At 38.0% G+C, this 24,065-nt stretch carries 22 protein-coding genes and 2 tRNA genes; 9 read left to right on the forward strand and 15 right to left on the reverse strand.

Translation table 11 applies throughout. From position 1 onward, the window contains the following. Positions 1-281: 281 nt before the first annotated feature. Both R2R28_RS23945 and R2R28_RS23950 read left to right on the forward strand, forming a co-directional pair. Positions 282-1,739: an amino acid permease gene (locus tag R2R28_RS23945; RefSeq protein ID WP_316828183.1), complete on the forward strand. Its 1,458-nt coding sequence runs from the start codon at positions 282-284 to the stop codon at positions 1,737-1,739. A gap of 203 nt (positions 1,740-1,942) precedes the next feature. Continuing rightward, positions 1,943-2,107 (forward strand): hypothetical protein, encoded by a 165-nt coding sequence (locus R2R28_RS23950; RefSeq protein ID WP_316828184.1) that lies wholly within the window; start codon positions 1,943-1,945, stop codon positions 2,105-2,107. Between the two features lie 14 nt (positions 2,108-2,121). Here R2R28_RS23950 and R2R28_RS23955 read toward each other — a convergent pair whose 3' ends face one another. The 3 genes from R2R28_RS23955 to R2R28_RS23965 form a co-directional block, all read right to left on the reverse strand. Next, on the reverse strand, positions 2,122-3,018 hold the full coding sequence (locus tag R2R28_RS23955) for an NAD(P)/FAD-dependent oxidoreductase (protein WP_316828185.1): 897 nt from the start codon (positions 3,016-3,018) through the stop codon (positions 2,122-2,124). A gap of 69 nt (positions 3,019-3,087) precedes the next feature. Beyond that, positions 3,088-3,720 (reverse strand): class I SAM-dependent methyltransferase, encoded by a 633-nt coding sequence (locus R2R28_RS23960; protein ID WP_316828186.1) that lies wholly within the window; start codon positions 3,718-3,720, stop codon positions 3,088-3,090. A gap of 71 nt (positions 3,721-3,791) precedes the next feature. Further along, positions 3,792-4,703 carry a hypothetical protein gene (locus tag R2R28_RS23965; RefSeq protein ID WP_316828187.1) on the reverse strand — a complete coding sequence of 304 codons (912 nt, stop codon included), beginning with the start codon at positions 4,701-4,703 and terminating at the stop codon, positions 3,792-3,794. Positions 4,704-4,836: 133 nt separating this feature from the next. Between R2R28_RS23965 and R2R28_RS23970 the strand changes: the two genes are divergently transcribed. Then, entirely contained in the window at positions 4,837-5,253 is a 417-nt protein-coding gene (locus R2R28_RS23970) for a VOC family protein (RefSeq protein ID WP_316828188.1), read from the forward strand. A gap of 275 nt (positions 5,254-5,528) precedes the next feature. Here the strand turns inward: R2R28_RS23970 and R2R28_RS23975 are convergent. From R2R28_RS23975 to recO, 3 genes are all read right to left on the reverse strand, one after another. After that, positions 5,529-5,603: transfer RNA gene (locus R2R28_RS23975), tRNA-Val, on the reverse strand. Positions 5,604-5,661: 58 nt separating this feature from the next. Continuing rightward, positions 5,662-5,739 (reverse strand) — tRNA-Val (locus R2R28_RS23980). A 94-nt stretch (positions 5,740-5,833) separates the two neighbouring features. Next, the gene (gene recO / locus R2R28_RS23985) at positions 5,834-6,559 is read right to left on the reverse strand and encodes a DNA repair protein RecO (protein ID WP_316828189.1); all 726 of its coding nucleotides are present in this window, start codon (positions 6,557-6,559) and stop codon (positions 5,834-5,836) included. Positions 6,560-6,680: 121 nt separating this feature from the next. Here recO and R2R28_RS23990 point away from each other — a divergent pair, with 121 nt between their 5' ends. Next, a complete protein-coding gene (locus R2R28_RS23990; RefSeq protein WP_316828190.1) occupies positions 6,681-9,032 on the forward strand; it encodes an efflux RND transporter permease subunit in 2,352 nt (783 codons plus the stop codon). Between the two features lie 83 nt (positions 9,033-9,115). On the opposite strand, the gene R2R28_RS23995 is transcribed toward R2R28_RS23990, so the two are convergent. The 7 genes from R2R28_RS23995 to R2R28_RS24025 form a co-directional block, all read right to left on the reverse strand. Beyond that, complete coding sequence (locus R2R28_RS23995) at positions 9,116-10,972, reverse strand: STN and carboxypeptidase regulatory-like domain-containing protein (protein WP_316828191.1); 1,857 nt, start codon at positions 10,970-10,972, stop codon at positions 9,116-9,118. Between the two features lie 5 nt (positions 10,973-10,977). Then, positions 10,978-11,928: a FecR family protein gene (locus R2R28_RS24000; RefSeq protein ID WP_316828192.1), complete on the reverse strand. Its 951-nt coding sequence runs from the start codon at positions 11,926-11,928 to the stop codon at positions 10,978-10,980. Between the two features lie 4 nt (positions 11,929-11,932). After that, the gene (locus tag R2R28_RS24005; RefSeq protein WP_316828193.1) at positions 11,933-12,499 is read right to left on the reverse strand and encodes an RNA polymerase sigma-70 factor; all 567 of its coding nucleotides are present in this window, start codon (positions 12,497-12,499) and stop codon (positions 11,933-11,935) included. A gap of 53 nt (positions 12,500-12,552) precedes the next feature. Next, on the reverse strand, positions 12,553-13,344 hold the full coding sequence (locus R2R28_RS24010; protein WP_316828194.1) for an SDR family NAD(P)-dependent oxidoreductase: 792 nt from the start codon (positions 13,342-13,344) through the stop codon (positions 12,553-12,555). Between the two features lie 111 nt (positions 13,345-13,455). Further along, entirely contained in the window at positions 13,456-14,460 is a 1,005-nt protein-coding gene (locus R2R28_RS24015; protein WP_316828195.1) for an NAD-dependent epimerase/dehydratase family protein, read from the reverse strand. Position 14,461: 1 nt separating this feature from the next. After that, positions 14,462-15,127, reverse strand: coding sequence for a DUF6134 family protein (locus R2R28_RS24020; protein ID WP_316828196.1), 666 nt, complete (start codon positions 15,125-15,127; stop codon positions 14,462-14,464). Positions 15,128-15,465: 338 nt separating this feature from the next. After that, complete coding sequence (locus tag R2R28_RS24025; protein WP_316828197.1) at positions 15,466-15,738, reverse strand: isoleucyl-tRNA synthetase; 273 nt, start codon at positions 15,736-15,738, stop codon at positions 15,466-15,468. 268 nt (positions 15,739-16,006) lie between these two features. Here R2R28_RS24025 and ileS point away from each other — a divergent pair, with 268 nt between their 5' ends. The 5 genes from ileS (at position 16,007) to R2R28_RS24050 (ending at position 22,142) form a co-directional block, all read left to right on the forward strand. Continuing rightward, entirely contained in the window at positions 16,007-19,408 is a 3,402-nt protein-coding gene (ileS, locus tag R2R28_RS24030; RefSeq protein ID WP_316828198.1) for an isoleucine--tRNA ligase, read from the forward strand. A gap of 30 nt (positions 19,409-19,438) precedes the next feature. Further along, complete coding sequence (locus tag R2R28_RS24035; RefSeq protein ID WP_025144123.1) at positions 19,439-19,822, forward strand: TraR/DksA family transcriptional regulator; 384 nt, start codon at positions 19,439-19,441, stop codon at positions 19,820-19,822. Next, positions 19,822-20,424 carry a lipoprotein signal peptidase gene (locus R2R28_RS24040; RefSeq protein WP_316828199.1) on the forward strand — a complete coding sequence of 201 codons (603 nt, stop codon included), beginning with the start codon at positions 19,822-19,824 and terminating at the stop codon, positions 20,422-20,424. Before R2R28_RS24035 ends, R2R28_RS24040 begins: the two co-directional genes overlap by 1 nt. 338 nt (positions 20,425-20,762) lie before the next feature. Further along, the gene (locus R2R28_RS24045; protein WP_316828200.1) at positions 20,763-21,281 is read left to right on the forward strand and encodes a DUF4269 domain-containing protein; all 519 of its coding nucleotides are present in this window, start codon (positions 20,763-20,765) and stop codon (positions 21,279-21,281) included. Positions 21,282-21,461: 180 nt separating this feature from the next. Continuing rightward, complete coding sequence (locus tag R2R28_RS24050) at positions 21,462-22,142, forward strand: DUF1080 domain-containing protein (protein ID WP_316828201.1); 681 nt, start codon at positions 21,462-21,464, stop codon at positions 22,140-22,142. Between the two features lie 113 nt (positions 22,143-22,255). On the opposite strand, the gene R2R28_RS24055 is transcribed toward R2R28_RS24050, so the two are convergent. Next, a complete protein-coding gene (locus R2R28_RS24055; protein ID WP_316828202.1) occupies positions 22,256-22,615 on the reverse strand; it encodes a DUF2809 domain-containing protein in 360 nt (119 codons plus the stop codon). Between the two features lie 87 nt (positions 22,616-22,702). After that, a complete protein-coding gene (odhB, locus tag R2R28_RS24060) occupies positions 22,703-23,941 on the reverse strand; it encodes a 2-oxoglutarate dehydrogenase complex dihydrolipoyllysine-residue succinyltransferase (protein WP_316828203.1) in 1,239 nt (412 codons plus the stop codon). Positions 23,942-24,065 lie beyond the last annotated feature (124 nt).

Raw genomic sequence — 24,065 nt, forward strand, 5'->3', positions numbered from 1 at the left:
CTGCTATTGCCCATAGCCCCGATTAAATAGATCTTAAATGCAAATATTTGCTTAAATCGGGGGCTATCCGGCGCTATCAGGTTTAGGTAACAAAGGTAGCTGTTACAAGCCATTGCGCTAAACTTACGAAGCCCCGGCCTACTATACCGGTAAACTTACGAAGTTCTTCCTTCGCCCCAATCCCTTTCTAAACTTCGTAAGTATGGCGGCGCACTTAATACTATATAAATACGATAGAATTAATATATTTTAATAATTTTGCAGCGTCTTAACTTATTTTCATGAAAAAATCTATTGCCAGCATTGTTGCAGAGGCAAACCAAAGCGGCGAAGGAACACTCAAAAGAACCTTAGGCCCCATTAACCTGATTTTAATTGGTGTTGGCTTAACATTGGGCGCGGGTTTATTTTCGATTACCGGCTTGGCTGCAGCCAATCATTCCGGTCCGGCAGTTACCCTATCTTTTGTAATTGCGGCTTTAGGCTGTGGTTTTGCGGCATTGTGTTACGCAGAATTTGCCTCCATGATTCCCGTTGCTGGCAGTGCCTACACCTATTCTTATGCCACTATGGGCGAGCTTTTCGCCTGGATTATCGGCTGGGATCTGGTATTGGAATATTCTGTGGGTTGTGCTACGGTAGCCATTAGCTGGTCGCAGTATTTAACCAAGTTTTTGGCCAGTTTACATATTTACCTGCCTCCGCAATTAACCTTATCCCCTTTCGAAACCGCTAAACTCGCCGATGGTTCTACCGTTAAGGGCATCATCAACATCCCTGCCGCACTGGTTGTGGTATTAATGACGGCTATATTAATCCGCGGCACCAAAGGATCGGCCATTGTAAACGGAATTATTGTGTTTTTAAAAGTTGGTGTTGTATTGGTTTTTATTGCCCTTGGCTGGCAATATATTGATCCTGCAAATTACCATCCCTATATCCCCGAAAATACCGGAACATTTGGTCAATTTGGCTGGAGTGGTGTTTTACGCGGTGCCGGTTTAGTGTTTTTTGTGTTTATCGGTTTTGATGCCGTTGCCGCATCTGCCCAGGAAACTAAAAATCCAGCCAGAGATTTGCCTATTGGCATTATCGGGTCATTGGTGGTTTGTACCGTATTGTTTGGTTTATTTGGCCATGTGATGACGGGCTTAGCCAATTACAAAGAATTTGCCAATAGCGGAGCACCCGTGGCCATTGCCATCGAAAAAACACCCTATGCATGGTTAAGTCAGGCCATTATTCTGGCTATTTTAATTGGTTATACCTCAGTTATTTTAATCGATTTAATGGCACAATCGCGGATGTTCTATTCCATCAGTAAAGATGGGTTGTTGCCAAAAATGTTCTCTGATGTACATACCAAATTTAAAACACCTTATAAATCGAACATCATCCTTTGTATATTCATTGGACTTTTCGCAGCATTTGTACCCATGAATGTGGTGGGCGAAATGACCAGTATCGGCACCTTGCTGGCATTTTTAATGGTTTGTGTGGGGATCTTAATCTTAAGAAAAACAAACCCTGAGGCTAAACGCCCGTTTAAAGTTCCTTTAGTGCCATTAATTCCCATTTTAGGTATTTTAACCTGTATCGCCATGATGGTATTTTTACCCTGGGAAACCTGGGTAAGGCTGGCTGTTTGGCTGGTAATTGGTTTAGCCATTTACTTCGGTTACGGCAAAAAGAAGAGTAAACTACGTGCAAAAGAAGAGCAGATAAAAAGCTTGTCATAAGACCTTACTATACACATAGGGCAATCAGGTTGTATGGAATATCCAACAGCCTGATTGCCCTTTTTAATATGTGCCGTATTTTACAACCGTATAAATATCAATTAATTAAGAAAAAAATATAAGTTATCCACAATTTAACATTTTTCTAAATTTTTGGCTTGGGATTTGTCTTAAGAAAATCGACCCTATTAAAACATTATCCCATGATTATTAAATTAGACACATCCGTTTTCAGGCTTTCGAGGCACAAAGCAGAAACCGTAAAAAAAGTTACCAAACCACTTACAAGAGACCAATGGATTACTGCAGACAGAATTGTAATGGCAGTGATGTTTATTGCGACTATTGTGGGTGCTATCTTATTTTAATTTCCGATGATTAATCAAAAATCTTCAGAAATTAACTCTTTATTGATCATCACTGCAGCCATAGTTCCAGCGGCTGTAATTATGGATAACGACCTGAACATGGTTGTGCAATCTCCTGCGGCATAAACGCCTTTGGCAGTGGTTTGCTGCTGCTCATCTACTTTTATCATTTTCATATCGGTTAATTCGAATCCGAGCTGTTCATTAAAATTTACATGCTGACTTACCTCAGGTTTAACATAAATGGCTTTAAGAGCTAAATGTTTACCGTTGTTAAAAATAATGCTTTTTACATGGCCATCCGTATGTGCCAGTTCTACAATTTCATCTTCTAAAATGGTAATTGATTTTGACTTTAGTTTTTCCGTGTGTTCGGCCGTTAATTGTGATTTCCCATTGGTTAGAATGGTTAAATCTTTATTCCATAGGTTAAGGGTTTTAGCCATTTCAAATGCGTGATCACCATTCATCAGCAGGCCTATCTTTTCGTTCTTCACTTCATAACCATGGCAATAAGGGCAATGTATAGCAGAAATGGCCCAACATTCTGCCAAGCCTTTAATGGCAGGAAGTACATCTTTTAAACCTGTAGCCAACAATAATTTACGGGTCGTAAAATGCTGACCATTTTCCAGGCCAACGTTAAAACCACCGGCTATCTGTTTGGCCAAATTGGCATTTCCATCTAAAAACTTCACCGTTGGATATTTCAAAACCTCAGTTTTTGCAGTTGCAGAAATATCAGCAGGTTGTTCGCCATCATGTGTTAAGAAATTGTGAGAATGGGGCGTTTGCCTGTTACAGGGTTTACCGCCATCAATTACCAGAACATTTCTGGTTGCACGGCCTAAAGTTAATGCGGCAGATAAACCAGCATAACTGCCTCCAATTATAATTACATCAAAATCCATATCCTTATCTTTTTAAAACAAAGATCTGAATTGATCTAACAAATGCAACACAGATGCATTAATTAAATGTCATTTTATTTTTTTAAAAATTACAGCTTTGATAAAACCACCATAATACAAACGGAGTTCTAAAATCTGATAAGCCCATTTCAAAAAGTAAGGGTTCATATCAACCAGATGATTGGCCTCTACAATGCCCAATAATTTAAAAAAACGATACATCGATTTGAGTAGTAGTCGTTTCCACCAGTTTCCATTGGTTTTATGAAGTGAAAAATCGACCAGAAACCATAATCCGTCTGTTTTTAAATATCCATTTAACTGTCCGAATACTTTTACAGCTCGCTGCTCTGCAAAATTATCGAATAGAAAAGGTGTTAAAATCACGTCAAATGTAATATTGGTTTCAAAATCCTCAATACCAAGATTTACAAACTCTACCTGGTTATCCTGATAATTTCGTTTTTGAGAAAGCGCGGTCATTTTAGCCGATATTTCTACATACACAATTTTTAAACCACTGGCATAAACCCTCGCCAGTTCTTCCAGAATCCAACCTGTTCCTCCTCCTACAATTAATACCGTGCTGCCTTTCGGAATATATTGAAGCTGATTAATCTGTGCGTTAACCTGCGACTTAAAAAACACTAAACGACTTAATGTATCGTAATGATTGGCTATTTTATCGTAGTTGTTAAGCATAGTATCAAGTAACGGGAATCAGGTATCAAGATTGAACTTTTCAAATATAACATTGGCTTTATGCTTTCAGCTTATTGCACAAACTGCATCCCTACCATCCCACATATTGCTTTAAATAAGATCAATCCATCGATAACCATGAGGTAGTAAAGGATATTTTTCCTTCGGTGCATGGAATAAGCCACATAAATGGTAAGGATAAAGGGTAGCACATTAAATAAAACCTGCGGCAGGCCGAAACCTTTGTAACTGGCAAAAATCCCTAAAGAAATTAAACCAATAATCAATAAGGGAATCAGAATGCTAAAGATTGTTCTTCGCAAGCCATAACGAACCACAAAAGTGCGCAAATGTTTATTGGCGTCGGTTGGGTAATCTTTGATGTCAAAAATAATGGCATTTACGGTACAGAACATCCAGTTTTTAATAAATAACCAGGTCCATAATACCGAATCGTGATAACCTGTGCCGGTTTCAATTTTCAGCATAATTAGTGGTAACACATTGGCGCAACAAGCCCATACAAAGCCAATTACAAATGCCTTTAACCAACCGGTATTGCGGAGATTGAATTTAAGGAAAGATCTTGGCAACAAGCCATAATATAAGCCTCCGGCCGTAACAATAATCAATATGGCCATCCAATAACCAATCGGGAGGGCTAAAATATGCCGATAGTTCTGGTACAGCAGGTTAATGGCCAGCAACATGCAGGCGATAAAAAGTATCGCCTGGCTCCAATTGATAAAATTTTTATGTTTAAAATACCATTGATTTCGAGGATTAGTGGTAGATGGCGCCGTAGAAACTTTGTTATACGCATAAGTATAATAAATGGTTGGTGCCAAAAACAGCAACAGGTAATAATTTAGCGAATTAAAAGGCAGCCTCAGCTGAAGAGTGGCTTCGAGGGTTAGGGCTACCGCCAAAATGCCTACAAAGTAGTTGCCAAAGAAAATGAACCTGATAATTTTACTAAGCATTTACCACTATTTTTCAGCAGGCAATTTCGGATATATAATTGATTTTCTTCTATCTTAGAGTCAACAATAAATCGAAAAATAAATAACTTTTCAGACATTTCTTAAATTTATAACCAAACACAAAACAAACAATATGGAAGATTCAAAAAACTTAACTTCAGCCGCTGATGGCACACCAAAAGTGACAGGAATTGGTGGCATTTTCTTTTTTTCAGATAATCCGAAAGAAACGAAAGATTGGTATGCCAAAAACTTAGGGGTCGAAATTAACGCATGGGGCTCTGTGAGTTTCGATTCGAGAAACCTTAACAACCCTGATGAAGTTGAAACGCTTCAATGGAGCCCGTTTAAAAAAGGAGATGAATATTTTGCCCCTTCGAAAAAGGAATTTATGATCAATTACCGCGTTCAAAATCTTGAAGCGCTATTGGAAAAACTTAAAGAAAACGGCGTAACCATACTCGATGAAGTTGCCACATATGATTTTGGAAAATTTATCCATATTATGGATGCGGAAGGTAATAAGATTGAGTTGTGGGAGCCTAAATAACATATTGTTGTCCTGAGTGTAGCGAAGGATCTTTATAAGGTAAATCCTATGCGTGCGTCACCCTGAATTCATTTCAGGGTCTTTATAGTATGAAAGATGCTGAAATAAATTCAGCATGACGACCGCTTTGAAAGGGATCTATTACTCAAAAGGATAACCCACTAAAGCCTTCCAGTTTCCTGAAAGGCTTTAGTGGGAAACGACCACTTCGGCTAAACGAGCCATTTAAATTTTTGATCATAAAAAAAGCCTTCCAGTTTCCTGAAAGGCTTTAGTGGGAAATGAGGGGTTCGAACCCCCGACCCCCTCGGTGTAAACGAGGTGCTCTGAACCAGCTGAGCTAATTTCCCTTTTTTTGTTATATTTCAAAGTTTGATAAAAAAGCCTTTCAGTAAAACTAAAAGGCTTTGGTGGGAAATGAGGGGTTCGAACCCCCGACCCCCTCGGTGTAAACGAGGTGCTCTGAACCAGCTGAGCTAATTTCCCTTTTATATTTTGTCAAACTTAATGCCCCATCCTCCGTTTGGGAATGCAAATATAGCGCTATAAAACTGTTCTGCAAATCTTTTTTTCTTTTTTTTCAACTTAACAAAGTTTCGAGGATTTTATGCGATTGCACCACCCCAAAGGAGGCTGTATGTAAGGTATAGAAAACCAATATCTTATCTAACAAAAACCGCCTCTGTGTATTACTCAACTTTATTTCAGAAATTTTTTCGAGGGGTGAATTAAAAAGTGAAATAAAGCCAACGGCATCTTCCAATTGGAGGTAATTGGCGTGGATTGGCATTCGGGAAGTAAATTCTCCTTCCTGTAAATCGAAGTAAATCTGGTCATTTCTTCTTTTCTCGTTCGGCGAAAACCCCAAAAACCTGGTAAGTTTTAATAAAAAAGATAAATGAAAATTAGGATTAATCTCTTCTACCTCATCAAACCAGGCTATTGAATTAAAAATATAATCAAATAAACTCTCATCTGCCGATTGCTGCCGGATACTTTTATACAATACCTCATTTAAAAAAATCACGATACTGGTTTTAAGCATATCGTAAGGAATACTTTTAAAAACGGGTGTTTGCCTTACCTCCGATATCCGCTGAATATTGGTATTCGCTTTATGATAAACCACCATATCCAACAAATGGAGCGATTGCAGCATGTTCATTTTAATCTTGGCCTTTGGCTTTTTCACGCCATTGATGAGGTAAGATTGCATGCCGAATTTATCGGTTAGTACCTGCACCACCACACTACTTTCACTGTAATTGGTCGTCTTTAATACAATGCCTCTAACTTTATGCAACATGCTGTTAAAACAATTTTTTCAAAAGTATGTTATTTGTGCAAATTTAATTGTGCAAAAAGTAATCGCATTTTACAAATAAGATTAGTTTTGCCGTTAAAATTATTATTAAACTAAGCTGCACATGTGGGTTAAGCTATCGAGATTTATTCTTCAGAACCGTATCGCAATCATCGTATTTTTTGTTTTAGGAACCATTTTTATGGCTTATCAGGCCAAAAATGTAAAACTCTCCTACACCGGGAGTAAAATCCTGCCTGTTACCGATAGCGCATTCGTAAAATATAATGCTTTTAAAAAGACTTTTGGCGAAGATGGGAGTGTGATGGTGGTCGGCATACAATCGCCCGATATTTTCAAAAAAGAGGTTTACAACCAATGGGTTCAGCTTTCTAACGAAATCCAGAAATTAAAAGGAATTAAACAGGTTTTATCTTCTGGGCGGATTTTTCAATTGGAAAAAGATACGGTGAATCAAAAATTTGTTCTAAAGCCATTGCCCGGAGGTTTGGTTAAAACCGACGCAGAAATGGATTCGATTAAAAATACCATTTATAGCAACCCGTTTTTTGAAGGATTGGTATATAATCGTCAGAATGCCACCCTGATGGCCATTACTTTTGATACAAAAATCTTAAACACGGCAGAACGTAACCCAATTTTAAAAGAAATTGAAGCCAAAGCCAGGGCATTTCAATCATCTACCAAAATTCAGGTGCATATTTCGGGTTTGCCTTACATCCGTACTGCGGTTAGTAAACTGGTAAGTAATGAGTTTGTATTATTTCTGGGTTTATCGATTTTGGTTTCGGCCCTGATCTTATTATTTTTCTTCAAGAAATTCTACGCGGTGTTCTTCCCTATTTTAGTAGTAGTGATGGGCGTAATCTGGAGTATCGGTACATTAGTATTATTCGGCTTCGAATTAACCATTTTAACAGGGCTGATCCCACCGCTGATTGTAATTATCGGTATACCGAACAGTATTTTATTGCTAAACAAATACCAGAATGAGCTTCGTAAACATGGCGACAAACAAAAAGCGTTAAGCATTACCATTGAGCGGATTGCCATTACCACCTTAATTGCAAACATTACCGCAGCCATAGGTTTTGGTGTGCTTTACTTTACAGGAAGTGAGCTTTTGATGCAATTTGGTAGTGTAGCTTCTATAAACGTGATGGTTACCTGGTTAATGTGTTTATGTTTAATCCCGATTATTTTCAGTTACCTGCCTGCACCAAAACTGAAACCACAAACCCATATCGACGAAGGTTTCCTTCACAAATTATTGATTAAAACCGATACGCTTGTACAACATAAAAGTGGTTTGATTTATATCGGAACAATTATTATTTCCATCATTGCTTTTATTGGCGTGATGAAAATCAATGTTAATGGTTATGTGGTTGATGATTTACCAAAAAATTCTGAAATTTTAACGGATCTTAAATTCTTTGAGAAAAATTTTGAGGGTATTTTACCTTTAGAGGTAAGTGTAGATACCAAAAAAAAGAACGGTGTTTTCAATTTAACCAACCTGAAAAGAATGGAAAAACTGGAGAAAATGATTTCAGCTTATCCGGAGTTTTCACGTTCTATTTCGGTAAATATGGGATTGAAATATGCCACTCAGGCTTTCTACAATAACGATTCTACATTTTTCCGTTTGCCAGATAACCTGGAGAAGAATTTCATTTTGGCTTATATCGCCAATGGTGGCAAGGGAAATGCGAGCTTGTTAACCAACTTTATCAGCAAAGGGAATCAAAGCACAAGGATTAGTTTCCAAATGGCCGATGTGGGCTCGAAACGATTGGATGCGATTATGGCCGAATTAAAACCACGAATCGACAGTATTTTGCCTCCATCTAAATTTGATGTAGAACTTACCGGATCGAGTATTATCTTTTCTAAAGGCACGGATTATATGTTAAGGCACCTGGTAGAAAGTATCGCTTTAGCCATTGTATTAATCTCATTGTTAAGGTTATTGCAGTTTAAAAGCCTGGGTATTATGTTTATTTCTTTATTACCAAACATTGTTCCTCTTATTATTACCGCCGGTATAATGGGTTATTTTGGGATTTCATTAAAACCTTCTACCATTTTAATTTTCACCATTGCCTTTGGTTTGGCATCCGATCAGACGATTTATTTCCTTACGCGATATCAGCAGGAATTAAACCTGACCAATTTTAGCGTTCCTAAGGTAATTACGGATACGATTACTGAAACAGGGGTAAGTATGACACATATTGCACTCATTCTATTTTTCGGTTTCGGAATTTTCACTGCTTCTACTTTCGGCGGAACAGTGGTGCTTGGACTACTGCTATCCATCACCTTATTGGTAGCCTTAATTTTCAATTTAACATTATTACCAGCACTGGTATTGTGGTTAGATAAAAAGAAGGTAAGAAAAGTGATTTCAGATGAAGAATCGGCGAAAAACGCAGGTGAATTTGACCATTAATTGAGTTTGGAGTTTTCAGTTGGGAGTTCCGGATGCCTAAATAAATCGATATTATTAGCCTTGGGTTTAAACCCAAGGCTATTTTATAAAATTACCAACCCCACATTCCAGCCTAACCATCCTGTATATCTTGGATCGTTGAAAGTGAAATCTTTATGTTTTTCCTGCAACAGCCCAAATTCGCCAATTCTGGTATTTTGTTTGGTATAATACACGTTAAGCGACGGACCACCCTGAATGGCCAGCCATTTATTTAACCTGATGTTTACCGGAAGTTCAAATTTATTCAGCAGGTTAAGGTAATTCCAGCTGCCCTGGTACACATATTGACTACTTATTTCAGGATTTAGGGAAACACTTCTGAATACTTTCATCTCCTTGCCAAAACCCAAGCTGCCAGTGTATATCTTTTCGGCTGACTTTTTATTTGTGCCGAACATGAGCATATTGTATAAATGTTTGCTACCACCTTTGTAAGTCACATTATAATTTGTGCTTTCGTTTGTACTGAAGCTAAATTTATGATATCCTTTTAAAGCAATATTTACCAGTCCGATTGAATAGCCATCATTTTGACCCGAAACATTTAGAATCCCCAATTGAACACCCTTTAACTTTTTAGCGTAATTAATTGCGCCAATTTGAAGTCCGCTAGCCGTTTGCCCAGTCAAATTGGCAAGCACAGCAAGATTTAATCCACTGCTTTCTTTATTGATATTGGCAACACCCCCCACCTGTATTCCACTTGTTCTACCAGCTACGATGTTACCACCAATTCCAATCTGAACACCCTTCGTCTCTTTATTAACCAGATTTAACGCCCCTGTTTGCCACCCCTTTAAGGTTCCACCTATAGTATTAAGTCCTAATGAAAGCTGAATACCTTTCATATCCTGATTAACGTGATTATAAATTCCACCTACCTGGAAACCTTCGAAACCCTTACCTACCCGGTTATAGGCTAAGGCAACCTGGGCTGCACGAACATCGCCTATAACATAATTAAAAAAGCCAGCTATCTGTGCCCCGCGGACATTGCCTCCTACCAAATTGAAACCGCCGGCAAACTGAAAATATTGCACATCACTTTTATCAATATTGAAACCCAAACCGATTTCTGCCCCATCTACCCCGGCACTGTAAGCCCCAATTACATTAAGGGAGAACTTGTTTACCACCTGCCCGCTTAATGAGCCGTGTGAGTTGAGCCTTGGGATCAGCGAAAACTGAAATGGGGCTTTAGAAATAAAGCCACCAATATTAATCGATTGAATTTTTTGCTGCGCAGTAACCAGGGCATTTCCTAACCAGGTATTTTCAACATCACCTAAATTACCGGAGATAAACCGCTCACTGCTATTTTCTTTTGCAGGGGTAATGCTTACCTCAGCCAAAAAATGGGTGATGGTAGATTTGTAGTTTTCTTTGCTTACCGTTAGCGAAATAGGTTGTGTAATATTTTTCAAACGCATAGAAAAATAACCGTTCCCATCTGATATTTCGGAAACCAGCAAATTCTTTTCGTAAATACTGGCATCCTGAATCGGTTTGTTCGTCAGTTTATCTACAATCTGACCGGAAATGGTATAAAGTTCGGGATTGCCAACCGATTCGTTAATGAGCAGAAGCAGTTCGAGCGGGGCATACCGGATGATTACAAACTTACCCGACTGGCGGTATTCGAACCGGTGTTTTAATAATTTATCGAGGGTTTCGGCAATATTCAGATTATTTTCATGAATACTGACCAAACTATCAACAGGTAAGATACTGCTGTTATATGAAAACTTGAAATCACCTTTCGCTTCAATAGTATTCAAGACCGAACCTAACTTTTGCCGATCGATATTTAAAGAAATATTTCTGGATAGATTGGATTGCCCTTTTACCGAAAAGTAAGAAATTAAGAGAAACAGAAAAGTGATTTTGAGCGTACGCATTGTTATTATTTAAGTTTGATTATACCTTGCCCATATTCTACTTTGATTTTAAAAGTCTCGGAGATGACATCCAAAATTTCTTTCAGCGAATTATTTTTAAAGGTTGTACTGATCCGGAGCATCTTTAATGCAGGATTAGCAATGACGATATTAGATTTAAATTTTTCATTAAGCGCCTCAACCAGATCAGCAAGTGCGGTTCCATCGCAAATCAGTTCGTGTGTGTAAAAGTAATTATATAGTTTACCCTGATTTTTACCTTTAATTAAATGTACCTGATTTTGAATAACCTCCACCCTTTCGCCTGCAATTAAACGCACACTATCCCTCTGATTATTCACTTTAACAACACCGCTTTCTACAATCACAACAACAGCTTCTCCATTACTCTTCACATTAAATGCCGTACCCACAACGGTTACGCGAACATCGTTAACACGAATAATAAAGGGCTTCGATTTATCAGCGCTGACTTTAAAAAAAGCTTCGCCTTTTAATTTCACATCGCGTGTTTTATTAAAAAACCCTCCTACAAAAGATATAGAAGATTGTTTGTTCAATATTGCAGTAGATCCATCAGGTAAAACCTGGGTTAAAGTTTCGCCACCACTATTTACATCAATTTTATTGCCTATTAAGTTGTTATAGAAAAATAAACCTGTGCTAAAAATGATGGCGATTACCGCTACCCAACGCAGCACAAATTTATAACTGATTGCCCTGGTTTCTTTTTTCAAACGGATATTTAGCCGTTCCAAAGCCTGGTGTTCGTTTATCGAATCATCAATCTGAAGTTTACTTTTCTCCAGGATCATTCTAAAATCTTCCAATTGCTTACGGTGATCCTGATTTGATGCTGCCCAGGCTTCTACCTGCTCGATTTCAGCCAAAGTAGCCTCTCCAAGCAGGTATTTTGCAAGCACATCATCGTTAATATTTGTATAATTTTTATCCATAAGCTTATTTCAATAATATAAAAATGAGGATCAGGAAATCAACCACTTTAAGCCGTAATATCTTTAATGCTTTCCCCATTTGGTTTTCAACCGTTTTGATCGAAATGTTCAGCGCATCGGCAATTTCCTGATATTTCATCTGGTCGAACCTGCTCAACTGAAATACATTTCTGCATTTTTCGGGTAACTCATTTATTGCCGAATGGATATTCTTTTCCAGTTCTGTAGCCATAATCTCCGTATTTAAATTCCCCATATCGTTTTTCACGGCATCAGCATAATGAACGTTAAAATTCGATCTCACTTTTTGATGTTTCAAATAATTCAGACTTTCATTGTGTACAGCACGATAGAGAAAAGATTTTAAAAAACCATCTTCTTTAAGCTGTTCCCTTTTCGTCCAGATACGCACAAAAACGTTCTGCACGATTTCTTCAGCATCATCTTTCTCCCTGATGATGGTAAAAGCATAAGCATGCAGACTTTTGAAATGCTTTAAAAACACTTCGTCGAAAGCCTGTTTATTCCCGCTTTTAATTAATCCGATAAGGTGGGTATCGTTACTTTCCATAAAGCTAAAACCTGCAAGGCTTTTAAAAACCTTGCAGGTTTCTGGTCTATATTTTATGTTGTTAAAATCGTTTTCAATTTACGCCTAATTATAATTTCTTTTAAAAAGGCGGGGATAATTTTATCCAGCACAAGCAAAAAGCGATTGGCAAAACCCGGTATAATTTCCTTTTTTCCTTTTAACATACCATCAATCGCTGTTTTGGCTACATAATCAGCTTCTAAAATGGTGGCTTTTGCAAAACCTTTAAGTTCATTATTCATTACCAACAATTCGGGTTTGGTATTAATCCCCCCCGGACTGAGTAAACTGATATGCACATTTGTTCCGCTGAGTTCTAGTTGCAAACAACGGGTAAAATAGCCAATAAACGACTTTGTTGCCCCATAAACCTGTTTCTTCGGCACAATAAAATGCCCGCCTAAACTGCCTACATTTAAGATATAACTTGCCGTAGTTTTGTCGATATGGTTTAAAAACAAACGGGTAAGGAGAACGGTATTTGTAATGTTTAAATCGATCTGCGTGCGGTAAAAATCAACATTTTTATCTTCAAACCAACTCCAGTTTCCTAAACCTGCATTATTTATTAAAACATTAACTTCGGTATGCTGCAGTTTAAGCTGTCCGAATATTTCGATGGCAGCGGTACTTTTAGTCAAATCCATTTCGATACAGAATACTTTACTGTTAAAGTTTAGACGAAGGTAATTGGCTAAGTGTTCGAGGCCGCTATTTGGCAGCGAAACCAATACCAAATTTAGTCCGCGTTTGGCCGATTCGATGGCGAAAGATTTTCCTAATCCCTCACTTGCCCCTGTAATTAATACGGTTAACTGTTTCATTTTATATCGATTAATTTTTAACTACAGATTTACATAGATAAACACAGATCTGGATACCAGATGCTAAATCCTATCCGTGTGCAGCCTTTTCATTTGTGGTTAATATATTGTTTAATTATACTGAAAGTGATTAATCGTTTTCCCTAAGCCCACTGTAAAAGGTGTTATCCGGTAATTTAGTTCGGCAATGGCTTTATTACTCGAATATTGCTGATTGCATTTTAACCTATCGGCAAATTCTGGCAGAAAAAATGGCGTAAGGTTAAAGAGTTTCGATTTTAATGATTCAAGCAAACTATAGGTTTTAATGATGCCTACCGGAATTTTATACAAACTTCTCTGTTTACCAGTAAGCTGTTTTAAAGTATTGAAAAAGCCATTAAACGAAACATCAATCCCTCCTAAAATATAGCGTTCACCATTTCTGCCGTATTGCATCGCCGCAATATGTCCATCTACCACATCATCTACAAAAGCATAATTCGCAATGGCTTTTCCATCACCGGGAATAAAATGCCAGGTACCATTGATGTAGCCCGTAACCATTTTACTTACGGTATTGCTATCGGTAATCGGCCCATCGCCATATACCCTTGATGGGTTTACAATGACAACTTCCAATCCTTTTTTCACAAATTCTTTAACCTCAAGCTCGGCCAGATATTTTGTACGTTCGTAACTGATCGGAAAACCGACCGCTCTTGGATCGTTCTCCGAAACAGGTAAGTTTAAGGTGGGTCCCCATACCCCACAGGTTGAGGTATGTACTACCCGCTCTACCCCTGTTTTTAATGCACAATTGAGTACATTTCTTGTCCCAACTACATTTACATCGTAGAAATCCTGCTCATTTTTACACCACATTTTAGCCATAGCCGCAGTATGGTATACCTGATAACAATCTTTCATCACGCATTCTAAACTCGAAGGGTCTAAAACATCGCCTTTTACGAACTGGATATTTCTATGTTTCATCAAAAACGGATGTTTTACATTTCTGCAAAGTGCAATTACATCGTAACCCATTTCTGCCAGGGCAAAACTCAGTTTCCGGCCGATAAAGCCTGATGCCCCTGTTACCAAAACCCTTAAGTATTTATTTGCAACAGCTTCCATATTAAACCCTTTCCATTCTAATGGTGTACAAGGAATGATTTACGACAACCAGTTTGCAAATGCCATTTTCGAAATGATAATCGTTGTAATTTCCATCCGGAAGATTGATCCGATACTGATGCGCACCATTTTTTTGAATAGGGATAAAACACTGAAAATTATCAGAATAGATTTCGGAGATATTAACCGGCTCTTTCGTGTACAAGAGCATCATGTTATAATTGATAGGTTGCTTAATCGTAGTCGTTTTATCGCCGGTTTTAAGCTGATAAACATGATTGATCCAGCTTGTTTTTTTGGCCTCTTTAGCATTGCCATTTACAACCCTGTTTACGTTTGAAGTAAGCAGTTTGCCATTTTTGAAATGTGCGACATCTTCTGTTTCTACGTCGATTTTAAAAACAAAGCGGGTTTGTACTTTTGAAGTTATTTTTAGGTAAACGTTATCGCCTTCTTCTTTTTGCTGAAAATACATCTGGCCGATTATCTCGCCATTACGTTTGATGTTAAATTTACTTTGCTGTGCAAAAGCAGATGAAAATGAACAGACCAGAAAAAGCACTATGGCCACAATTTTCGGATTAACCGGATTTTGGGAGGAGAATTTTTTGTAGGTTTTTGGAGCAAAATATTTCTTGCAGACCCAAATAATTAATGCAGGAATCATAGTTATCTCTATTTGTTATTTAGAGCTAATACAATTCACAATAGATTTACCCCTATATAGGTTTAATTTTTTTATTTCTGATGGTTTATACGTGCTTCTTGGGCTTAAAGCCAAGGCTAAGAATATTAATTCTAAATTTCTTACTCAGGCCCAAGTGATCTAAACCTGATGGCAGCGAACATCCTGATCCTTCATCAGGATAAAGCGTACAGCAGGACGAACCTTAAAATGGAATGCTGGCATTGCTTTTCAAAAAACTTTTAAACCATATAAGACATCTGAGAACATGTAAGCTCAAGGAAAAATAACCCAGTTGATTTAAAAAGATTATCGCAGATTTATTCAGTTGCAGGCTTTTTCTCTTCTTCATCTACCGGAACTTCAACTGTTGGGTCGGTGATGATTTCGGCATTACCATCGCTATCTTTTTTGGCAAATAAAATCGGGTATAACAGCCACAATGCCCCAATAATAATGAGTACACCGGCGAGCATCTGAAAATAAATACTTCCTTTAACCTCGTTGGCATCTAAAATTTTGTAGGCAATAAACGAAAGAACGCCTGCAATGAGAACGAAAACGGCTTTCTGCAATTTTAACAGCTTGATCATGGGTTCTTTCTTTTTAGAGTTACAATATGGATTAAAACAAAAATAAGCCCGATTAGTTCGAGCAAGCCGCAGAAATAAAAAGCATAAAGCACAAAATCCCGGTTCGATGGGCTGAGAACCGCAACAATTGGCAATGCAATTACGGCTACAATCATCAGTGTAAGCCCAATATTAAATAATTTCACGTTAAAAGTATTTACATCAAAACTACCGAAATTCAGTCAATTCTGTTAACTTTGCAACCTTAATTTTTTGAGGTACTTAATTGATGTATAGCGAATTTAAACAATTGGAACTTGCCAAAATAGGGCAAGAAATACTGGATTTTTGGAAAAAGGAAAACATCTTTGAAAAAAGCATTTCGTCCCGTCCTAAATCTAATCCGTTTACTTTTTACGAAGGTCCACCCTCTGCCAATGGCATGCCGGGAATTCACCACGTAATGGCGCGTGCTATTAAAGATATTTTTTGCCGCTATAAAACAATCAAGGGTTATCAGGTTAAAAGAAAAGCTGGCTGGGATACCCATGGCCTACCTGTTGAGCTTGGAACGGAAAAAGAATTAGGGATTACTAAAGAAGATATTGGTAAAACCATTTCTATTGAAGACTATAACGAAGCCTGTAAAAAAACAGTAATGCGCTACACAGATGTGTGGAACGAATTGACTGAAAAAATGGGCTATTGGGTTGATATGGATGATCCATACATTACCTATAAGTCGAAATACATGGAATCGGTATGGTGGCTTTTGAAACAGATTTACGATAAAGGTTTAATCTATAAAGGTTATACTATCCAGCCCTATTCTCCAAAAGCGGGTACAGGATTGAGTTCGCATGAGGTAAATCAGCCCGGAGCTTACCGTGACGTTACCGACACCACAATTGTTGCTCAGTTTAAAGCTTTAACTGACACATTACCAACTTTCTTACAAGGTTTTGGTGATATTTACCTATTGGCATGGACAACTACTCCATGGACTTTACCGTCGAACACGGCTTTAACAGTCGGGCCAAAAATCGACTATGTTTTAGTCAAAACGTTTAACCAGTATACATTTTTGCCAACAAATGTAATTCTGGCAAAAAACCTGGTTGGAAAGCAGTTTAGTAAAACTTTCTTCGAAAGCAATGAAGTTGAAGATTTCACCAATTTTAAAGCCGGCGATAAAAAGATCCCTTATCAAATACTTGCTGAATGTAAGGGAACTGAGCTGGTTGGAATTAGATACGAACAACTTTTAACTTATGCATTGCCATATCAAAATGCTGAAAATGCTTTTAGGGTAATTTCTGGAGATTTCGTAACTACTGAAGATGGTACCGGTATTGTGCATACCGCCCCTACTTTTGGTGCAGATGATGCTAAAGTAGCTAAAGAAGCCGTTCCGGAAATACCACCAATGTTGGTGTTAGACGAGAATGACACACCCGTTCCATTAGTAGATTTACAGGGTAAATTTACCAAACATGTTGGTCCTTTTGCAGGCAAATATGTAAAAAACGAATATTACAATGCTGGTGAAGCACCCGAAAAATCGGTTGATGTAGAAATCGCTATTTTATTAAAGGAAGAAAATAAAGCTTTTAAAGTAGAAAAATATGTTCACAGTTACCCACACAGCTGGAGAACTGATGAACCACTTTTATATTACCCTTTAGATTCGTGGTTTATTAAGGTTACAGATGTTAAAGACAGGATGTTCGATCTTAACGAAACCATTAACTGGAAACCAAAATCAACAGGCGAGGGGCGTTTTGGAAACTGGTTGAAAAATGCCAACGACTGGAACTTATCACGATCGAGATATTGGGGAATTCCTTTACCGATCTGGAGAACTGAAGATAAAAAAGAAGAAGTATTAATTGGTTCTGTTGAGGAACTTTATAATGCCATTGAAAAATCTATAACAGCTGGTTTCCAGAAAGAAAATCCTTTTAAAGGATTCGAAATCGGAAACATGTCTGAAGAGAACTATGACCTGATCGACTTACATAAAAATGTGGTTGATAAGATTATTTTAGTATCACCTTCAGGCAAAGCAATGAGCCGCGAAAGTGATTTAATTGATGTTTGGTTCGATTCTGGGGCTATGCCTTATGCGCAGTGGCACTACCCTTTCGAAAACAAAGAAACCATTGATGGAAATGAAGATTTCCCTGCAGATTTTATTGCCGAAGGTGTAGATCAAACCCGTGGCTGGTTTTATACCCTGCATGCGATCTCTACATTGGTTTTTGATAAAGTAGCGTATAAAAATGTGGTTTCGAACGGGCTGGTGCTAGACAAAAACGGACAAAAAATGTCCAAACGTTTAGGCAATGCCGCTGATCCATTCCAAACCATTAACGAATATGGTGCTGATGCAACCCGTTGGTACATGATTTCGAATGCCAATCCATGGGATAACCTAAAATTTGACATTGATGGAATTGCTGAAGTGCGCCGTAAATTCTTTGGAACACTTTACAATACTTATTCTTTCTTTGCTTTATATGCGAATATCGATAAGTTCGAAATCGACAAAAACAATTTAAGCAAAGTTGAAGACAGAACAGAATTAGACCGTTGGATTTTATCGTTATTGCAAACCCTGATCAACGAAGTTGATGAAAGTTATAACACATACGAGCCAACCAAAGCTACCCGTGCTATTCAAACTTTTGTTGATGAGCATTTGAGTAACTGGTACATCAGGTTAAGCCGTCGCCGTTTCTGGAAAGGCGAAATGACCGATGATAAACGTGCCGCTTACGAAACATTGTATACTTGTTTAGAAACCTTATCACAACTGATGAGTCCTGTGGCACCTTTCTTTGCCGATTGGTTATACAGAAACTTAACCATTACCGATGCATATGCAGCGCAATCTGTCCACTTAACTTTATGGAAAGACGCTGATCAAAGTTTAATCGATACTGATTTGAACGAGCGTATGGTTTATGCACAGGATATTTCATCAATGGTTTTATCGTTGCGTAAAAAATCGGGCGTCAATGTTCGTCAGCCATTAGAGAAAATCTTAATCCCATCTTTAAATGGTGATTTCGAACAAAAAATAGCTAAAGTTGCAGATTATATCCTTTCAGAAACGAATGTAAAACATATCGAATTCATTACTGATACGCACGGCATCGTAAAGAAAAAGCTGAAACCGAACTTCAAATCGTTGGGTAAAAAAGTGGGTAAAGATATGAGTCTGGTTAAAGCGGCTTTAGAAAATTCCAATCAGGATGATATCCAACGTTTAGAAAATGATGGTTTCATTATCGTAGTTGGAAGCAGCGGCGAAGAATTTACCATCAATTTAAATGATGATGTAGAAGTTTTTGCAGAAGATATTCCGGGATGGCAGGTTACCAACTTAGGCAGCTTAACCGTTGCTTTAGATGTAACCATTACCGAAGAATTGAAACAGGAAGGCATTTCGCGCGAATTGGTTAACCGCATCCAGAATTTACGGAAAGAACTAAATTTTGAAGTGACCGATAGGATTAAAGTTTCGTTACAAAATGATAACTTGGTAGCCACCGCAGTTACCAAAAACAAGGGTTACATTTGCGCGGAAATTTTAGCTGATGAATTAGAATTAACAGATACTGTAAATAATGCAAACAAAATCGTGATTGATGATGTTGAGTTAAGCATTTCAGTAACTAAAATATAAATCCATATATTAGAAAACTAAATTAAAAACATGGAAAACAGTAATAAAACACGCTACTCAGACAGTGAACTTCAGGAATTCAAAGAACTAATCCAAGATAAATTACGCATGGCGAAAGAGGAACTTAACTCTTTAACCACTTCTTTGAGTAACCCAAATGCAAACGGAACTGAAGATACTTCAGGTGCATACAAAACATTAGAAGATGGTTCTGCAACGATGGAGAAAGAACAGATCAATCAATTGGCTGCCCGTCAGAAAAAGTTTATCGACAATTTAGAGAATGCATTGGTTCGTATCGAGAACAAAACTTATGGTATTTGCCGCGAAACCGGTAAACTAATCCAGAAAGAACGTTTACGTGCAGTACCTCATGCTACTTTAAGCATGGAAGCTAAATTAAAGCAGAGTTAATGAAAGGCTATACAAAACCTTTAATTGTAATCTTTTTGGTTTTACTGGCCGATCAGCTGGTTAAAACCTGGGTTAAAACACACATGTACCTTGGTCAGGAGTTCCATATTATTGGTAAATGGTTTATCATCCATTTTACCGAAAATAATGGCATGGCCTTCGGTATGGAATTTGGTGGCGAGTTTGGCAAATTAGCATTATCTCTTTTCCGCATAGCAGCGGTTGGCGGAATTGGCTATGGTTTGCATTATTTAATCAAACATAAATACCACCGTGGCTTAATCTTAAATGTAGCTTTGATTTTTTCAGGCGCATTGGGCAACATTATCGATTCTGTATTTTACGGAAAAATTTATGGTTACGAAAGCTGGTTCCACGGCCGCGTGGTAGATATGTTCTACTTCCCTATTGCCGAAGGTCACTTTCCTACCTGGTTACCCATATGGGGAGGCGAAGAGTTTGTTTTCTTCAGGCCCGTTTTTAACCTTGCAGATGCAGCCATTTCTGTTGGGGTAATATTGATCCTCATCTTCCAAAAAAACTACTTTAAAGAAGATGTAAAGGACGAAGTAAGCATCAACAGTGAGATTGTAGAGGATTAAATAAAATTTCATAAAAACATTGCCCATTTCTTAACTGAGATGGGCTTTTTTGTTATCTCATATTGGCTGGTTTCACACCAGCCAACGAAAGATTAACAGGTCAAGCGAAAACATAAACCAAATTGTTTTGAAAAGCAATTCCAGCAGCAAATATTTAAGCCTGTTCCCGCTATCCTTATTGCCAATGAGGCCTGCGCTTTTCCTTACGGCTTGGCATCACACCAACCAACAAAATAAAAATCACGACAATGCTAAATTACATTGGCATTCATCCTATCGGGTTTATTAACTTTGGGTACTGCAAGAAACAAAGGTTAAAAACCCATAGCCAATAATAAATGATCAATTTCTTCGAAATATCTTACCTCCTTTCAGGAAACGAAAAACAGATAAAAGCATACCAAATTTTAACAGCTCATAAGGTTTTAGAAAAGCTTACGGTTTACAGCCCCGTTTTAGTCGGTACCATCCCCATTAATATTGATATCGAAGGCAGTGATCTGGATATCATCTGTGAAATATCTGATCAAAATGTGTTTATCAATGAGCTAAAAAACCTATTCGGAGGAGAAAATGGCTTTGTTATCACCGAAAGTCTAAAATTCGAGGCAATTAAAGCAAATTTCATTATTAATGGGTTTGAGATAGAGATATTCGGGCAAAACACCCCTACAACGCTGCAAAACGCTTACCGGCACATGCTTATTGAGCATAAACTTATTTTAGAAAAAGGCGAAGAATTCCGGCAGGAAATTATTAGCCTAAAAAAACGAGGCTATAAAACTGAACCAGCTTTTGCCAAGTTATTAGGGCTTGAGGGAGATGCATACGAAGAATTACTGAAATTGGAGTATTAGAACGACGCTAAGTCCAAGTCAGACTGCGAGGCATTGTCATCTCGACCGCAGTGGAGTGATCTATAATATAAAGCTATTATTGATTTTTCCATTCCGTTGCACTCCAGTGGAAATGACGGTCCTACTTACAATTATTCTGCCATTTATATGATATATTTGGAATACAAAACCAAATATATTATGAAACTTTACTACTTCTTTTTATTATTAGTCATTATTAGTAGCTCAGCATTTGCCCAAAAAAGCCTCTTCAACGGAAAAAACCTCAATGGCTGGCATGTAGATGTGCCTGCAATGGACAAGAAGCCCGATACCATCAATCCATTTATAGTTCGTAACGGTATGCTGGTAAGTTTAGGTACACCAGGCGGGCATTTAATAACCGATAAAATTTATAAAAATTACCAGTTAACCGTACAATACCGTTTTGCCGGCAAACCAGGTAATTGTGGTGTTTTGGTACATGCATCAACACCAAGGGCACTGTATGGCATGTTTCCAAAATCGCTGGAAGTACAGATGCAACATAAAGATGCTGGCGATTTCTGGTGCATTGAAGAAGATATTACGGTACCTGATATGGTTGCCAGACGTGGCCCTAAAGAAAAATGGGGTGTAAATGGCGATAAACTCCGCCGTATTAAAAACCTGACAGATGATAGCGAAAAACCGCTTGGCGAATGGAACACCATGGTGATACAATGCCTGAATAACGAAGTTAAAGTTTGGGTAAATGGTACATTGGTAAATTACGGTACAAACTGCACCGCAAATAGTGGCCAGATTGCACTACAAGCCGAGGGCAGTGAAGTAGAATTTAAACAATTGGATTTAAAACCAATTAAAGCTTTGTCTAAATAGCATTCGTCACCTCGACTGAAGCGTAGCGAAATGGAGAGATCTATCCAGACAGATTTCTCGACTGCGTTGCACTGCGCTCGAAATGACGTCGATTTTATAAAGTAGCTCAGAACTCAATCCTTAAAGCACAAACAGAGCAGATAACCTACAAAATAAGCGAGCAGATCGTAAACGCTAAAGGAAGTACCCAATATAATGCTCATTAATTTGTTGTTTTCCCAACCAAACCAGGTAGCATAATTTGCCTTTTGGAGGAACTCAATTACGAAAGAAAAAATTAAGACGCCTAATGCTAACTGCTTATTATTTGTTTTAAGGAAAATCCTAAAGAATGCATAAATCAAGATAATAACCAATACATCACCGCCAAAAGGTCTGATAAAAGCGTCGTTAAGGTATTTGCCAATTAAGATTTCCACGATGAATATCGCCAGGAAAATAAAGAGGGATTTTGAGTTGAACGTTAATTTCATTTTTCGGGTATAAAAAAGAAGTCAAGTTTTTTATAGCACACTGGCTATTAAAACTTGACTTCTTTATAAAATATATTAGATCTAAACCTAGATACCCAATAACAATCTAGCTGGATCTTCTAACAATTGTTTTACGCGAACCAGGAAACCAACCGACTCACGTCCATCGATAATTCTGTGATCGTAAGATAAAGCAACATACATCATCGGACGGATTACCACCTCACCTTTTTCAGCCACAGGGCGCTCAACGATGTTGTGCATGCCTAAAATAGCCGACTGTGGCGCATTGATAATCGGTGTCGACATCATTGAACCAAACACACCACCGTTAGTGATGGTAAAAGTTCCACCAGTCATTTCTTCTAGTGTTAATTTGCTGTCACGTGCCTTTAAAGCTAATTCTAAAACCGATTTCTCGATCTGGGCCAGGCTCATGCTTTCGGCATTACGGATTACCGGAACCACTAAACCTTTCGGTGCAGAAACTGCGATAGAAATATCAGCGAAATCATTGTAAACCAATTCTTCACCTTCAATACGGCCATTAACTGCAGGGAAATCTTTTAAAGCTTCGGTAACTGCTTTAGTAAAAAAGCTCATAAAACCTAAACCAACACCATATTTCTCTTTAAACTGGTCTTTATATTTTCCGCGTAAATCCATAATTGGTTTCATGTTAACCTCGTTAAAAGTGGTTAACATTGCGGTTTCATTTTTAACAGCAACTAAACGTTTCGCAACAGTTCTACGTAGCGGAGACATTTTCTCACGACGCTCGCCACGGCTACCTGCAGGAGCAGCAGCTGCAACAGGAGCACTTGCTTTCGGTGCTTCTGGTTTTTTGCCAGCTTCAGCTTTCACAGCATCATCTTTGGTAATACGGCCATCAACACCAGTACCTTTTACAGCCGCAGCATCAATTCCTTTTTCTGCAAGAATTTTACCAGCAGCAGGAGATGGCGTTCCTGTAGCATAAGAGTCTTTAGAAGCAGCTGAATCCTGAGCCTTAGGTGCTTCTGCAACAGCAGCCGGAGCTTGTGCATCAGACTTAGGACTCTCGACTTCTGACTTAGGACTAGCAGCTGCACCGCCGTCTTCAATTTTACAAACTACTGCACCAATGGCTAAAGTATCACCTTCGGCAGCTATGGTTTTTAAAGTTCCAGCTTGTTCTGCAGTTAATTCGAATGTTGCTTTATCCGATTCTAACTCGGCAATAACTTCATCCATTTCAACAACATCGCCATCGTTTTTTATCCAACGTGATAAAACAACTTCGGTTATCGATTCACCTACAGGTGGAACTTTTATCTCTAAACTCATTTTTTGTAATGTTATGTTTTTTATCGTTAAAGGTTAAATGTTGTAAAGCTGAAATGTTTAGGGAGTTTAAACCCTATACCTCAAACCTTCCGTCTTAAACCTATCTTTCAATTATCAAACGCTA

This window comes from Pedobacter miscanthi (assembly GCF_032678605.1).
In the GTDB taxonomy this organism is placed as follows: Bacteria; Bacteroidota; Bacteroidia; order Sphingobacteriales; family Sphingobacteriaceae; genus Pedobacter; species Pedobacter miscanthi_A.

Bases quoted from the DNA above. Each gene is read 5' to 3' on its own strand.
- R2R28_RS23945 (WP_316828183.1), top strand. From the start codon at position 282: ATGAAAAAATCTATTGCCAGCATTGTTGCAGAGGCAAACCAAAGCGGC.
- R2R28_RS23950 (WP_316828184.1), top strand. From the start codon at position 1,943: ATGATTATTAAATTAGACACATCCGTTTTCAGGCTTTCGAGGCACAAA.
- R2R28_RS23955 (WP_316828185.1), bottom strand. From the start codon at position 3,018: ATGGATTTTGATGTAATTATAATTGGAGGCAGTTATGCTGGTTTATCT.
- R2R28_RS23960 (WP_316828186.1), bottom strand. From the start codon at position 3,720: ATGCTTAACAACTACGATAAAATAGCCAATCATTACGATACATTAAGT.
- R2R28_RS23965 (WP_316828187.1), bottom strand. From the start codon at position 4,703: ATGCTTAGTAAAATTATCAGGTTCATTTTCTTTGGCAACTACTTTGTA.
- R2R28_RS23970 (WP_316828188.1), top strand. From the start codon at position 4,837: ATGGAAGATTCAAAAAACTTAACTTCAGCCGCTGATGGCACACCAAAA.
- recO (WP_316828189.1), bottom strand. From the start codon at position 6,559: ATGTTGCATAAAGTTAGAGGCATTGTATTAAAGACGACCAATTACAGT.
- R2R28_RS23990 (WP_316828190.1), top strand. From the start codon at position 6,681: ATGTGGGTTAAGCTATCGAGATTTATTCTTCAGAACCGTATCGCAATC.
- R2R28_RS23995 (WP_316828191.1), bottom strand. From the start codon at position 10,972: ATGCGTACGCTCAAAATCACTTTTCTGTTTCTCTTAATTTCTTACTTT.
- R2R28_RS24000 (WP_316828192.1), bottom strand. From the start codon at position 11,928: ATGGATAAAAATTATACAAATATTAACGATGATGTGCTTGCAAAATAC.
- R2R28_RS24005 (WP_316828193.1), bottom strand. From the start codon at position 12,499: ATGGAAAGTAACGATACCCACCTTATCGGATTAATTAAAAGCGGGAAT.
- R2R28_RS24010 (WP_316828194.1), bottom strand. From the start codon at position 13,344: ATGAAACAGTTAACCGTATTAATTACAGGGGCAAGTGAGGGATTAGGA.
- R2R28_RS24015 (WP_316828195.1), bottom strand. From the start codon at position 14,460: ATGGAAGCTGTTGCAAATAAATACTTAAGGGTTTTGGTAACAGGGGCA.
- R2R28_RS24020 (WP_316828196.1), bottom strand. From the start codon at position 15,127: ATGATTCCTGCATTAATTATTTGGGTCTGCAAGAAATATTTTGCTCCA.
- R2R28_RS24025 (WP_316828197.1), bottom strand. From the start codon at position 15,738: ATGATCAAGCTGTTAAAATTGCAGAAAGCCGTTTTCGTTCTCATTGCA.
- ileS (WP_316828198.1), top strand. From the start codon at position 16,007: ATGTATAGCGAATTTAAACAATTGGAACTTGCCAAAATAGGGCAAGAA.
- R2R28_RS24035 (WP_025144123.1), top strand. From the start codon at position 19,439: ATGGAAAACAGTAATAAAACACGCTACTCAGACAGTGAACTTCAGGAA.
- R2R28_RS24040 (WP_316828199.1), top strand. From the start codon at position 19,822: ATGAAAGGCTATACAAAACCTTTAATTGTAATCTTTTTGGTTTTACTG.
- R2R28_RS24045 (WP_316828200.1), top strand. From the start codon at position 20,763: ATGATCAATTTCTTCGAAATATCTTACCTCCTTTCAGGAAACGAAAAA.
- R2R28_RS24050 (WP_316828201.1), top strand. From the start codon at position 21,462: ATGAAACTTTACTACTTCTTTTTATTATTAGTCATTATTAGTAGCTCA.
- R2R28_RS24055 (WP_316828202.1), bottom strand. From the start codon at position 22,615: ATGAAATTAACGTTCAACTCAAAATCCCTCTTTATTTTCCTGGCGATA.
- odhB (WP_316828203.1), bottom strand. From the start codon at position 23,941: ATGAGTTTAGAGATAAAAGTTCCACCTGTAGGTGAATCGATAACCGAA.